The organism is Spiroplasma endosymbiont of Polydrusus cervinus, assembly GCF_964019755.1.
Taxonomy (GTDB): domain Bacteria; phylum Bacillota_I; class Bacilli_A; order Mycoplasmatales; family Mycoplasmataceae; genus Spiroplasma.
Window position 1 is genome coordinate 507,128 of the sequence record NZ_OZ026469.1, and the last position, 13,926, is coordinate 521,053.

The window sequence follows — 13,926 nt, forward strand, 5'->3', positions numbered from 1 at the left end:
ATTAAAAATAAAAAAACACTTTATGAAAAATAAAGTGTTGCATTTGGTTTACAATATACATATTAAAAAGTTTTAACAACTTTTTGAATTTCTTCATCATATTGGTCAATTAATTCATCTGGCGTTAGAGAGCTTGTTGGGGCCGCTTTTGTTCCTGCCACAAGGATTGGTTGATTAACGCTTGCGCCAACAAATTCTCATATTCCTTTTAAATATTCAGTGTGATTTCCTCAAGGGTATCATCCAAAAGGTGCCCCTTGGGTTGTTAAAATTTGAACTTTTAAATGGGGTAATAACCCAATTGCACCCGATTTTTTCGAATATTTATAAGAAAATGTTTTATCAGCAACTAACACATGATCTAAATAATTTTTCATTAAGCCTGAAACATTAAAATTATTCATTGGACATACAATAATAACTTTTTGGACTTCTTTTAATTGGTTAATATAAACATCAGTATCCTCTGTATTAAAAAAAGTTCCAAAGTTATCTCGTGTAAGTGTTTTAACAGCCATTGGGGGCTCATTTAGATCTAAATGAATAATTTCATCTTTTGGGTTGTCAACTTGATAATATTTAATAAAACGGGCTGCTAAAGCCTTTGAATATGATTTCTCATTTGGGCTAACGGTTCCATAAATTACTAATACTTTATTTACCATGATTATCTTTCCTTTCTGGTTTTATTTTATCATAATTTATAATCTAATCTGTTTGATAATAATACTGTAAACTGTAAATACCAAATCATAAAAAGTTAAGGCGTGTCCTGTACGATGAGCTGGCAAAAAACAATCTCACAAGAATTGTTTTTTGCCAGCTCATCGTACAGGACACCAATAATTTATAGATTAATTAGACTGCACCCAAAAAAGTAAGTAAAGAAAAAAGTCTTTGCTAAACTTTAGACTGCACCCAAAAAAGTAAGTAAAGAAAAAAAGTCTTTGCTAAACTTTAGAGGAGGTGCATTTTTATATGGCAAAAAAAGGACAAAAATTTAATAAATATACAGCATATTTTCGAAAAATAATAGTACAAGAGGTTAAAAATAATAGTATAAGTTTTATTGCAAAAAAATATCAAATTAATAAAAAAACTGTTGCTTCATGGTATGAAAATTTTAAGAAAGGAATTTTAAACACCAATAAAGGTCCAAAAGAATCATTTGAAAAAAGAGATTTAAACTATTACAAAGTTAGGTATGAATTACTAAAAAAGCTTCATGACTTTTACAATTAAATAAAAGAAAAATTGTATCTTTTATCAAAGAAAACATTAATAAATATCCACTAAATTTATTACTTGATATAACAGATTTAAAGCGTAGTTATTGAGATAAATATAAAAATTATTCAAGTAATGGTAAGGATAGCGAATCATTAAAAAATATTGTAAAAGTCTATGAAGAAAATTTAAAACAATTTGGTTATCGTCGAATTACCAAATATTTAAAAGAAGATTATGGCATTATTTATAATGCTAAGAAAGTATTGCGAATTATGAAAGAAAATAATATTCAAGCTGAATATGTAAAGCGTATGCGTAGAAAAATATTAATAAAACAAAATAGAAATAAAAATATAATTAAATATCCTGATTTAGTAAATCGTAATTTTAATTATATTAAAGAAAGATTTTCAATTTTATTTACTGATGTAACTTATTTAATTTGAAATGGTAAAAAACATTATCAATCAACAATACTTGATGGATATACTAAAGAAATTATTGATGTAAAATGATCAAAATTTAATAATAACAAACTTGTAATTGATAATTTAAATGATGCAATTAATAAAATTAAAAAAATAAAAAAAGATCTAAATAAAATAATAATTCATTCAGATCACGGATATCAATATACATCTAAAGATTACAATAGTAAATGTTTAGATAACAAAATTATAATTTCAATGGGTAAAAATTATCATTGTGCAGACAACATTATTATTGAAAGTTTTCATTCATTACTTAAAAAAGGAACAATCCATAATAAAAATTATAAATCTCATAATGAATATATTAATGATGTTAAAAAATGAAATAAATGATATTCAAACCAAAAAGAAAAATATATAATAAATGAAAGTTTGTAAACCTTTTTATTAATACTTACTAAACGGGGTGCAGTATAAATAACATAATTAAAACTTTTACTTGCTCAATTATAAATCTTCATAGAAATCATCGGTAATTTTAAACGAACTACTATTTTTTAATTTTTGTAAAATTGTTTTCTCTTCTGGGGACAATTTTGTTGGAATTGTGACAATCACATTAACAATTAAATCCCCCCGTTTTGTTGAAGTTGGTGATTTAAAAAAACCATGATTGGGAATATTAAAAATACTATTTGTTTTTGTATTTGGTGGTAATTTTAAATGAACATCACCATCAAAAGTTGGAACTTTAATTTCAGCTCCTAATAAGGCATCTAAATAAGAAACAGGTAAATTTAAATGTAAGTTGTCATTAACTCGTTTAAAGTATTTGTTCGGTTTAACTGAAATTTCAAGATACAAGTCACCTCGAGGACCATTATTTAAGCCATAGTTTCCTTTTTCACGAATTCGGACTTGTTGATTTTCATAAATTGATTTTGGTAATTCAATTTCAACGGCTTCTTTACCACGATAATGTCCTTGCCCTTTACATTTTGAACATTTATTGGTAATAACTTTCCCCCGTCCTTTACAATCTGGACATGGTTGTTGCGACTGAATAATACCAAAAATGCTCCGTTGTTCAAGATTAACATAGCCATAACCATCACAAGTTGTACAAGTATGAATGTCTTTTTTCAGATCTTTTGCTCCTGTTCCTTCACAACTTTCACATTTCTTATCAATATTTAAGTCTAATTTAACTGTTTTACCAAACATTTGTTCTTTTAAAGTTACTACAAAACGAGCGGCAATATTTTCCCCTTTAATCGATTGATTGCTAAAACCGCGTTGTTTCTTACCACCACCAAAAAAATTTTCAAAAATATCGCTAAAACCACCAGAGAAAATATCTTCAAAATCAGCAGTTCCACCAAAACCATTATGATCAGTTTTGCCATACGGGAACTGATCATAATTACGGCGTTTATTGGGGTCTGATAAAACTTCATAAGCTTCATTAACTTCTTTAAATTTTGCTTCGGCATCCTTTTCTTTTGAAACATCAGGATGATATTTTTTCGCTAATTGCCGAAAAGCACGTTTAATTTCATCATCAGTGGCATTACGATTAACACCTAATACTTCATAATAGTCTCGTTTTCCCATTTTACCATCTTTCTACTTTCTCTTTTAAAGAAAAGATAACTAAAATAATTTTAGTTATCATTATCGTCTTATTTATCTTTTTTCTCATCATCATCATTGTTAGTAACTTCTGGTTCTGGTTGGCCACCTTCTTGATCGCGCATAAATTTTGAAGCTTCAGCCATTGCTTGTTCTAACATTGTCATTTTGGCTTCTAATCCTGCATAGTCTTCTTTTTCTAACAATTCTTTAATTTCTTTAACCATTTCTTCTGAAGTTTTTAATTGCTCAGGATCCATTTTATCCTTATTACCCTCTAAAGCTTCTGTAATTGTTGAAATATATGACTCTGCTTTATTGCGTAGTTCAATGTTTTTTAATTTTTGTTCATCTTTATCTTTGTTTTGTTCTGCTTCATTAATCATTCGTTGAATTTCTTCTTCTGTTAAACCACCACCATTGGTAATTGTAACTGATTGTTCTTGATTTGTTTTTAAATCTTTTGCCGCAACCGATACGATTCCGTTAGCATCAATTGAAAACTTAACTTCAATTTGGGGAATTCCTTTTGGGGCAGGATCAATCCCTGATAATTGGAAACGACCCAAAGTTTTATTATCCTGTGCCATTTTACGTTCCCCTTGTAAAACATGAATATCAACGGCAGGTTGATTATCAGCGGCCGTTGAAAAAACTTGTGCCTTTGATGTTGGAATTGTTGTATTACGAGGAATTAAAACTGTTGAAACGCCTCCTAATGTTTCAATTCCTAATGATAATGGTGTAACATCTAATAATAAGACATCTTTAACATCACCAGCTAAAACTCCCCCTTGAATTGCGGCACCAATTGCCACCACTTCATCTGGATTAATTGTACGGTTTGGTTCTTTTTCTAACTCATGTTTAATAACTTCTTGGACAGACGGAATTCTCGTACTTCCTCCAACTAGTAAAACTTGATCTAAATCACTTGGTTTTAATTTTGCATCAGCTAAGGCTTTTCGAACTGGTTCAATTGTTCGTTGCACAAGTGATTTTGTCATTTCATCAAAATTTGCTCTTGTTAATGTTAAGTTTAAGTGTAATGGATTACCATCACGCGCAGTAATAAATGGAGCAGCGATTTCAGTTTGTAATTGTGAAGAAAGATTTTTTTTGGCTTTTTCTGCTTCTTCTTTTAACCGTTGCATTGCCATTTTGTCAGTTTTTAAATCAATTCCATTATCTTTTTTAAATTCATCAACCATTCATTGAATAATAACTTCATCAAAGTCATCTCCTCCTAAATGATTATCCCCCGCAGTTGACAAAACTTCAAATGTTCCATCTGCTAAATCTAAGATTGAAACGTCAAAAGTTCCTCCTCCTAAGTCAAAAACTAACACTTTTTGTTCTTTATCAACTTTATCAATTCCATATGCTAAGGCAGCAGCAGTTGGTTCATTAATAATTCTTTCAACATCTAACCCAGCAATTTTCCCAGCATCTTTTGTTGCTTGGCGTTGTGCATCGTTAAAATATGCTGGAACAGTAATAACTGCTTTTGAAATTTTTTGTCCTAATTTTTTTTCAGCATAATGTTTTAAATAACGTAAAACTTCCGCAGAAATTTGTTCAGGAGTATAATCCTTATTATTTACATGAATTTTTTCCACTGTTCCCATTTTTCTTTTAATTGAACTAATTGTATTTGGATTTGTCACTGCTTGTCGTTTAGCAGCATCTCCTACAATAATTTCTTCATTTTTAAATGAAACAACTGATGGTGTTGTTCGTTGTCCTTCTGGATTTTCTAAAACTTTAAATTCTTTCCCTTCCATCACCGCAACACACGAATTTGTTGTTCCTAAATCAATCCCAATAATTTTGGCCATAATATCATTCCTTCCTCTCTCTAATTTAGTTATTTTGCAACTTGAACTGATGCATGACGTAAAACACGATCATGCATCATATACCCTTTTTGTAAAATTTTAACAATACATCCTGATGGAACATCAGATGTTTCGATCGTTTCGATTGCCGCATGGAAACTAGAATTAAAGTGTTCGCCTACTTTTGTTTCCATTGCGGTAATTCCTTCTTCTTCAAAAACCGTTTTAAACATACGATAAATCATTTCAAACCCCGTTAAAAAGTTTATAACTTCTGTTGTTACATTGGTAACTTGTAAAGCACGTTCAAAGTTATCTAATATTGGCAATAATTTCTCTACCATCCCAGCTGCCCGATAACGTTTAATATCTGCAACTTCGTGATGAATTCTTTTCTTTAAATTTTCACCATCAGCTAAAGCTAATAATTTCTCTTCCCGCAATCGTAAATTATCTTTCAACAATGAATCAATTTCTTGTTCTAAATCCTCAATAATTGTTAAATTATTTGCTTCAGCTGTCGGTGACACTGTTTCTGGTGTTTCCGATGATGAATTAGTCGTTTGATTATTTGCTAATTCTTTCCGTAACTGTTGATTTTTTTCTTTTAATTGGTTTGGTGAAGATTTGTCTTTTTTTTCACTACTTTTTTCATTACTCATTAATCTCATCCTCTCTCTCCTCTTTTTAATATGCTTCTTTAATCCGATATGCTAATCATTCTAAAACTTCATAAAGCTTATCGTATTCTAAGCGCTTTGGTCCCACCAAAGCAATTCCTCCTTCTTGCACATCATCAACCTTATAAGTTGTTGTCAATAAAGCCATATCATCATTGTTAAACCCTGTCTCATTCCCAATTTGAATTGAAACAAGATCTTCATTTGGATTATTTTGTTGTTTTTTAAAATAATCAAACGGAGAAATTGTTTCAATAAAACGAATAACTTGTTTAATTCGTTCGGGATTATTATATTCTGGATTTTGCAGCATATATTGAATCCCATGGGTTGAATAACTCGGTTTAACAATGCTTGTTAAAGCATTAACAAATTGTTTTAAAATATATTCATAGTGTTTTACTTGTTGTTCTAAAATTGGCCGAATTACCTCGAATTTCGTTGGAATATCAGTTATTTTAGTATTTTCCAACCGACTATTAAATAATTCAACTGAAATTTGTAAATCATCCATTGAACTATTTTCATCAATTGTAAACATTTTATTTTCAACATGACCATTTGCTAACACAAAGACAACAACTACTTGTGTTGCAGAAATTGGTAATAACTCAATTTTCTTTAATAATTCCTCTTTAAAATTTGGCCCAACAACAACTGTTGTTAAATTTGTCATCTCACTTAAAATTTGGCCAGTTTGATCAAGAATATCATTAATTGACATATTACGATTAACAAATAAAGCTTCAATACGGTTTTTAATATCATCAATATTTTTTTCAACCATCAAATTATCGACATAATAACGATAACCTTTTGTTGATGGAATTCTTCCCGATGAAGTATGTTCTTTTTCTAAAAAACCTTCTTTTTCTAAAATTGCACATTCATTACGAATTGTTGCAGAAGAAGAATCTATTAAGGATGAAGCAATAATAGCTTTACTTCCTACAGGTTGTGCTGTTTTTGTGTACTCTTCTACAATTATTTTTAAAATGCTTTCTTGTCGTTGACTTAACATTATCAGCACCTTCCTTCTTCAATTCTAATAAATATTTGGCAATTAACACTAAATAGTGCTAACACTTAATATTATAAATTTATCATTTATAGAATGCAAGTGCTAATTTAATTTTGTGCTATTTTTAATAACCATTTCATTCTTAACAACGTCAATTGTATAATAATTTCCCTCTTGCACTTTTTCAGCAATAATAGCATGAGCAATTAAAGATTCAAGGTTTCGTTGAATATATCGTTTAATTGGTCGTGCCCCAAATTCGCGGTCATAGCCTTCATTTAAAATTTTCTCTAACACTTTTTCAGAATAACTAATGCAAATATTTTTCGCATCCTCAATCCGTTGTGTTAACTCAGATAATTCTTTTTCAATAATTTCTTTAATAACATCTTTTGATAAAGCATTAAAGGTGATAACATTATCAATTCGGTTTAAAAATTCTGGTTTGAATTTTTTCGCTAATTCTTTTTGAATCAATAACCCAGGGCCTTCATTATTTTCATTTAATAAATACTCTGATCCAATATTAGAAGTCATAATAATAATTGTATTTTTAAAATCAACCGCTTTCCCTAATGAGTCTGTTAAACGCCCATCTTCTAAGATTTGTAATAAAATATTTAGAATATCAGGATGGGCTTTTTCAATTTCATCAAATAAAACTATTGAATAAGGATTACGGCGAACAGCTTCAGTTAATTGTCCCCCTTGTTCATGGCCAACATAACCTGGCGGGGCCCCAATTAATTTACTTACTGAATGGCGCTCCATATATTCTGACATATCTAAGCGACCCATTTGTTTTTCTGAGTTAAAAAGAATATCTGCTAAACTACGGACAACTTCGGTTTTCCCAATCCCTGTTGGTCCTAAAAATAAGAAACTACCAATTGGTTTATTCGGATCTCTAATTCCACTGCGGCTACGAATAATAGCATCCGCAACAGCTTGAATTGCCTCACTTTGGCCCCAAACACGACGCCGTAAAATCTTATCTAGATTTAATAATTTTGTTTTTTCAGTTTCCACTAAGCGGTCAACTGGAATTCCCGTTCATTTTGCAACAATCGCCGCAATTTCACGTTCAGTAACATCTTCTTTTAATAGTTGCGAACCAGATACTTGTTTTTCTTGTTCATGTAATTGTTGTTCTAATTTTGGTAACAAGGCATATTGAATTTCACCAGCACGATTAAAGTCGCCACTTAATTGCGCTTGTTCTAATTCTTTTTTTAACTGTTCAACTTGAGACTTTAAGTCTTTTAATTTTTTAATACTTTCTTTTTCTGAATTTCATTGAATATCTAATTTTTGTTGTTTTGTTTTCAATGGTTTTAACTCATTCTCAATATCAACTAACCGTTCATTTGATGCCTTATCTGTTTCCTTCTGTAAAGCTGCTTTTTCAATTTCTAATTGAACAATTCGCCGATTTAAATTATCTAACTCCGTTGGCACAGAGGCAATTTCTGTTTTAATTGTTGCAGAAGCTTCATCAATTAAATCAATTGCTTTATCTGGTAAAAATCGATCAGTAATATAGCGTGACGATAAATTAATAGATGCAACTAAAGCACTGTCATGAATTTTAACCCCATGAAAGGTTTCAAAACATTCTTTTAAACCACGTAAAATTGAAATACTTTCATCAATTGTGTTTTCACTAACGACTACTTTTTGAAAACGGCGTTCTAAGGCAGCATCTTTTTCAATATATAAACGATATTCATCTAATGTTGTTGCTCCAATACAATGTAAATCACCACGAGCTAACATTGGTTTTAATAAGTTGCTAGCATCCATACTACCTTGGGTTTTTCCAGCCCCAACAATTAAATGTAATTCATCAATAAATAAAATGATATCTCCATTTGACTCTTTAACTTTGTTAAACACTGCTTTTAGGCGTTCTTCAAATTCACCCTGAAATTTAGCGCCAGCAATTAAAGCCCCCATATCTAATTCATAAATTGTTTTATTTTGTAAATTACTAGGAATATCACCTTTAACAATTCGTTGGGCTAATCCTTCTACAATGGCTGTTTTCCCAACCCCTGGTTCACCAATTAAAACCGGATTGTTTTTAGTTCTGCGCGATAAAATTCGAATTACCCGATTAATTTCATCTTCACGGCCAATAATTGGGTCTAATTTTCCGCCAATAGCTTCTTTATTAAGATTTTTGGCAAATTTTTCAAGCACCTTAGGATCTTTGCCTGGTTCATATTGTTGTGTTAAATCCATGATACCCTGCCTCCTTATTTTTAGCACTCTATGTGTTTATCTGCTAATTTTATATTTATATCTTATCATACTGCTTAGCAAAGTCAATTAAATAGTGCTAAATTTTTAAAAATAATTATAAAAATAAAAATATTAGATATAATAAGATATACAGGGATAAGAAACATAGCTTTTTAGAAAGGAGCCTCATGAAATTACAACACTTAAATAAAAAACGTTTAATTCTAATTGATTTAGATGGAACAACGTTAATGAATGATGGCAAAACAATCCATCCAAAAACACATGAAGCTATCAAAGAAGCTGTTCATGCCGGACACAAAGTATGTATTACAACTGGCCGTCCGCACCGGGCAAGCATTCGCTTTTATCGCGAATTAGGGTTAGACACCTTATTAACTAACTTTGATGGTGGCCATATTCACGATCCATTAAAACGAGAATTTAAACGATTAGTTTTCCCAATTTCTTATGATGTTATTATGAATATTATCAACCATCCTGATGTTAAAAATATTGTTGCAAATGTTTTAATTGAACATTATGATAAGGCAATTTGTTGAAAAAAAGATGAAGCAATTGAAAATTACTTTCATCTTGATGATGTTGCTGATGATGAATATTTTGTCGCTAATCCTTATAATGCTTGAAAAGGCCCCGCTAGTAATATGGCATTATACTTAAATAATGCTAATGAAAAAGATCAAATATTGCGAATATTTGAAAGTTTCAAAAACTCTGTACAGGTTAACATTGGCCACTATAGTAGTGGTCAAACCCAAACAATGATTAATATTACCAATAAACTTGTTTCAAAAGGATTTGCCGCTAATATTCTAGCACAATACTATAATGTTGACATTCGTGATGTTATCGCCTTTGGCGATGAAATGAATGATTTAGAACTATTACAAAATGTTGGCTATGGAATAGCAATGAAAAATGGAAATGATAATTTAAAAACCAATGCGCGCGGAATTACGCATTTAGCAAATGACAAAGGGGGAGTTGGCGATTATTTGAAAAAATTATTAAATGGAGAAAATGTCTAAATGTAAATTGTAAATACTAATCCCATTTTAGATATTTTTAATCTTGGTATATCAATCTTCATATCTACTTTTGGTTTACTATTAATTGGCATCATGTACGATGAAGCCATGCAAAGACAACTAATGATGATAAGTAATACTAATATTCTTTGATTTAATTTGTAAAGAATAACTTAATTCTTTCATAATTGCTTCATTAATTTCAGTGGTTAAATCATTTAAATCTTCTTTTTTGATTACTTTACCACTAATATAAATATGTAATAATGCATTATCAAACATTCGACATTCAACTTTATCAACAAAATATTGGTGTGTCATATCATGGATTGCATATAAAATAATTTTTTTAATTGTTAATAAACTGACAACAATTGTCCCCCGATGATTATTATCAACTGTTAATTCATTAAAATTATTATTCATTTTTAGTTACTCTCCTTTATTTGTTGATGAAGATTAGGCACGACCTGAATATTTCCCATCACTAGTTGAAACGATAATTACTTCCCCTTCTTTAATAAACAATGGTACTTGTAATTCTAAGCCAGTTTCTAACACTGCTTTTTTCATGGCTCCTGAACTCGTATCCCCTTTAACTGCTGCTTTGACTTCGGTAATTACTAAATCCACCTTATCTGGTAAAATAATTTCTAAAACTTCACCCTCATATTTTGTAACAGAAGCCATTACCCCTTCTTTTAAAAAGTTCTTTTCTCAAACTAGCTTAGTTGACGGAACTTCTAATTGGTCATAAGTTTGGATATCCATAAAGATAACATTGACCCTATCATCATATAAATATTGCATATCAACTTTATCAATAATTGCTTTCTCAACTTTATCGCCACCAGTGAAAGTAATATTTGTTGTCGCATTACTGCGCAAATTTCTAACTTTTGTTTTAACATGTGCTTGGCCACGCCCTGATTTTGAATGTTGTGCTTCAATTACAACATAAATGTTGTCCGCATATTGAAACGTTAATCCGGGGCGAAAATCGTTTACACTAATCATCTTCTTCTTCCTTTTCTATTTTTCTTGCTTTAATTATATCTTAATTTTAACCAGAAAATTATTAAAATTAAGAAAAAGGGCAAATTCTTTTTAACTAAAATTTTTCTCAAACTGAAATTGTAAATTGTAAATGTGTACTAATCATACCGAATTTCTCCTTTTAAACGTAAAAAAACACTTTTACGCGGTATTATGCTAAATTCTTAAATGCATATGGCACCTTACAAAAAGACCGTTTTTTAAACTAACCAATTAAAATATTTTCCTCAACATAACTATATTCTTTTTCACCGCTGCCACGAATTGAAACTGATAAAGTTGAAGAAACTCCTGCTTGTCCAATAAACATTAATAAAATCAAGATTAAAGTACTTAAAACACCAAGATTATATATATCTTTAAAACCTAATGTATTTAATCCCGTTGTCCCAAAGGCACTACAAATCGTAAAAAAGATATTTAAGACATCAAGATTAGGATTTTCCGAACTAATGCAAATAACAGCAATGGCAATTAAGGCTCCCGAAATAACGGTAACTCCTAGAGCTCGTTTTACTGTTTCATTTGGAATTTTCCGTTTAAAAACATTAACACTATTATTATTCCGAATAATGGACCAAATGGTAATGATAATAACAGCTAATGTTGTAGTTCGAATTCCCCCCGCTGTTGAAGATGCGGCTGATCCAATAAACATCATAATTGACATTACAATCCGAGCCCCTGGTAAAAATTGCCCCATATCAACTGTTGAATAACCAGCATTTCTGGTTGACATTGTATTAAAGAAAATATTCATAAAACCATTCCAATTTGAAGTTGAATTTCGTAAAATACTTTCAATATAACCACCTTGGATATTTAACGTATTAATATTAGTAAATTCAATCAATCAAACACTAAAAACCCCAACAATTAATAAACCAACATAGGTAATTAAATTAATTTTTGTAAATAAAGTGAATTTAGCATGTTCTTTACGTCGTCATGCCACGAATTTACGTTTTAAGTCATAAAAATTTGGAAATCCTAAACCTCCAATAATAAATTGAAATAAAAAGATAAATTGAATAAAATAATTGCTATTATAAGGCATTAATGATGAATTACCAATAATATCAAATCCAGCATTATTAATTGAAGAAATTGAGTGGAAAACCCCACTTCATAAACTTCGTCAAAAATTATGGTAAGTAACATTATCAATCATATATTTTCCTTCAATTGATAATTCAGAAAAATAAAAATTAAAAAATAACAAAATTGCTCCAAAACACTCTAAAATAATTAAGAAAATAAAACTATTTTTAATTAAATCAATTATATGACCAAAATTATTACTTCCCCGTTCACCTTGTACTAACATTTTATCTTTAATTGAAATTCGCCGTCCTAATCAAACAAAAATCATAATTTTAAAAGTAGCGATCCCAAAACCACCTGTTTGAATCAAAATTAAGATTATTAACTGCCCTCAAAAACTATAATCAGCCGCTGGGTTACTAATCGTAATCCCCGTATCGGAAAAAGCACTTGAAGCAGTTAATAAACCAACTAAATAATTCCAACAAAAATCATAATGCCCTAGAATATCCCCTTTACGATCAAAAACAGTTCGACCACCATTAACAACCCCAGGAATAGATAATAATAGTCCACAAAATAAAACAATTAAAATATAAACTAAAAATAATCTTCCCGATATTTTTGAGAAGGGTAACCAATAGCGGCGTCGTGTCAATGGCGCACTGGGGTCATTATTTCGTTGTTGTTGACTATCGCTTTTTCTTTTAAAAATATTTTTAAAATATAATTGAAAAAAAACCATGTGCTTCCCTCTTTCATTAATATTATTATATACTACAAGTTACTAATTATTGCTAATATTATTGCTAATGTATAATGTAAAACTAAATCATAAAAAGTTAATAAAATTATAACAAATTAAATATTTATCTATTTATTTACTACGCCACCGCTAACCTTCAAAGTGAAGTGGTGGCGATTTATATTTACAATTAACTACAAAGTACTATAATGTTCTACATTTTGTAGTTGTTTGTATATTTGCGACGCCATCTATATACACCTCTTCATCCGCACCATTTCAATTCAAAATGTTCAGTTTTTAAAATAAATTCACTAGCACCTTGAAGAGCCCCCCCAGTGCTGGCTTTGTGGTTTTTTAAACTGCTGCCACTTCTAAGAAGTAATATCTATCGCAAATTTATTTATAAAGTGACCATCTCAATATTTATTGTCGTTTGATGTTGACCTTGCACTTAGCACCACTATCGCTTAGTTATATAACCAACGCCGATTTACATATTTCCTCATACACTATTTCAGTACTCTCCTAGGACGGCTCTGGAAAATGAATTATTTAATCCATTTAGTACTTAATTATTAATAAATAACCGTTCCACACTACATTAAGTTGTTTTATAAAATTTAAGTTTTAAAGAACCAGTTTATCAATCAAAGATAATTTTTTCATTTTCTAAGCGTTGATAATATTTCTTTTGTTTTCAATTTTTAGTTTGATTTAATAAATCTTTGTATTTTTCACAAGTTCATAAAACTCTATTTGATATAAATTCTTCGGTAATAAAGGATATTGTTTTATAGTAATCATTAACATCGCAAATTTGTTGTTGCATATTAATTCCCATTGCTTGCTCCTTTCATTGATATTATTTTTAGAGTTAATTTTTAAATAAAAAAATTGACTCTTATTAAGGAGTCAATTTTATCCTACTTCATTGTACATTATACAATTTA

At 29.9% G+C, this 13,926-nt stretch carries 13 protein-coding genes and 1 pseudogene; 4 read left to right on the forward strand and 10 right to left on the reverse strand.

Annotated elements, in window-relative coordinates; genetic code table 4:
- Positions 1–62: 62 nt before the first annotated feature.
- Entirely contained in the window at positions 63–665 is a 603-nt protein-coding gene (locus tag AACK78_RS03245; protein ID WP_338956379.1) for an FMN-dependent NADH-azoreductase, read from the reverse strand.
- A 313-nt stretch (positions 666–978) separates the two neighbouring features.
- Here AACK78_RS03245 and AACK78_RS03250 point away from each other — a divergent pair, with 313 nt between their 5' ends.
- The 3 genes and pseudogenes from AACK78_RS03250 to AACK78_RS03255 all read left to right on the forward strand — a co-directional run bounded on the left by AACK78_RS03250 (position 979) and on the right by AACK78_RS03255 (position 2,099).
- Entirely contained in the window at positions 979–1,242 is a 264-nt protein-coding gene (locus AACK78_RS03250; protein WP_338956381.1) for a hypothetical protein, read from the forward strand.
- 173 nt (positions 1,243–1,415) lie between these two features.
- A pseudogene (locus tag AACK78_RS07485) lies at positions 1,416–1,481 on the forward strand (hypothetical protein); the annotation flags it as partial.
- A gap of 21 nt (positions 1,482–1,502) precedes the next feature.
- The gene (locus tag AACK78_RS03255; RefSeq protein WP_338955783.1) at positions 1,503–2,099 is read left to right on the forward strand and encodes a DDE-type integrase/transposase/recombinase; all 597 of its coding nucleotides are present in this window, start codon (positions 1,503–1,505) and stop codon (positions 2,097–2,099) included.
- 69 nt (positions 2,100–2,168) lie between these two features.
- Here the strand turns inward: AACK78_RS03255 and dnaJ are convergent, their stop codons facing one another.
- The 5 genes from dnaJ to AACK78_RS03280 all read right to left on the reverse strand — a co-directional run bounded on the left by dnaJ (position 2,169) and on the right by AACK78_RS03280 (position 9,076).
- Positions 2,169–3,275, reverse strand: coding sequence for a molecular chaperone DnaJ (gene dnaJ / locus AACK78_RS03260; protein ID WP_338956383.1), 1,107 nt, complete (start codon positions 3,273–3,275; stop codon positions 2,169–2,171).
- 68 nt (positions 3,276–3,343) lie between these two features.
- Complete coding sequence (gene dnaK, locus AACK78_RS03265; protein ID WP_338956385.1) at positions 3,344–5,131, reverse strand: molecular chaperone DnaK; 1,788 nt, start codon at positions 5,129–5,131, stop codon at positions 3,344–3,346.
- Between the two features lie 29 nt (positions 5,132–5,160).
- A complete protein-coding gene (locus tag AACK78_RS03270; protein ID WP_338956387.1) occupies positions 5,161–5,793 on the reverse strand; it encodes a nucleotide exchange factor GrpE in 633 nt (210 codons plus the stop codon).
- Between the two features lie 25 nt (positions 5,794–5,818).
- Positions 5,819–6,832, reverse strand: a complete 1,014-nt coding sequence (hrcA, locus tag AACK78_RS03275) for a heat-inducible transcriptional repressor HrcA (RefSeq protein ID WP_338956389.1) — start codon at positions 6,830–6,832, stop codon at positions 5,819–5,821.
- A 102-nt stretch (positions 6,833–6,934) separates the two neighbouring features.
- Positions 6,935–9,076: an ATP-dependent Clp protease ATP-binding subunit gene (locus AACK78_RS03280; RefSeq protein WP_338956391.1), complete on the reverse strand. Its 2,142-nt coding sequence runs from the start codon at positions 9,074–9,076 to the stop codon at positions 6,935–6,937.
- Positions 9,077–9,264: 188 nt separating this feature from the next.
- Between AACK78_RS03280 and AACK78_RS03285 the strand changes: the two genes are divergently transcribed.
- Positions 9,265–10,128, forward strand: a complete 864-nt coding sequence (locus tag AACK78_RS03285; protein WP_338956394.1) for a Cof-type HAD-IIB family hydrolase — start codon at positions 9,265–9,267, stop codon at positions 10,126–10,128.
- Between the two features lie 120 nt (positions 10,129–10,248).
- Here AACK78_RS03285 and AACK78_RS03290 read toward each other — a convergent pair whose 3' ends face one another.
- From AACK78_RS03290 to AACK78_RS03305, 4 genes are all read right to left on the reverse strand, one after another.
- Entirely contained in the window at positions 10,249–10,554 is a 306-nt protein-coding gene (locus tag AACK78_RS03290) for an MMB_0454 family protein (protein ID WP_338956396.1), read from the reverse strand.
- Positions 10,555–10,587: 33 nt separating this feature from the next.
- Positions 10,588–11,145: an elongation factor P gene (efp, locus tag AACK78_RS03295; RefSeq protein WP_338956398.1), complete on the reverse strand. Its 558-nt coding sequence runs from the start codon at positions 11,143–11,145 to the stop codon at positions 10,588–10,590.
- A gap of 244 nt (positions 11,146–11,389) precedes the next feature.
- Complete coding sequence (locus AACK78_RS03300) at positions 11,390–12,973, reverse strand: TrkH family potassium uptake protein (protein ID WP_338956400.1); 1,584 nt, start codon at positions 12,971–12,973, stop codon at positions 11,390–11,392.
- 643 nt (positions 12,974–13,616) lie between these two features.
- The gene (locus AACK78_RS03305; RefSeq protein WP_338956401.1) at positions 13,617–13,817 is read right to left on the reverse strand and encodes a hypothetical protein; all 201 of its coding nucleotides are present in this window, start codon (positions 13,815–13,817) and stop codon (positions 13,617–13,619) included.
- Positions 13,818–13,926 lie beyond the last annotated feature (109 nt).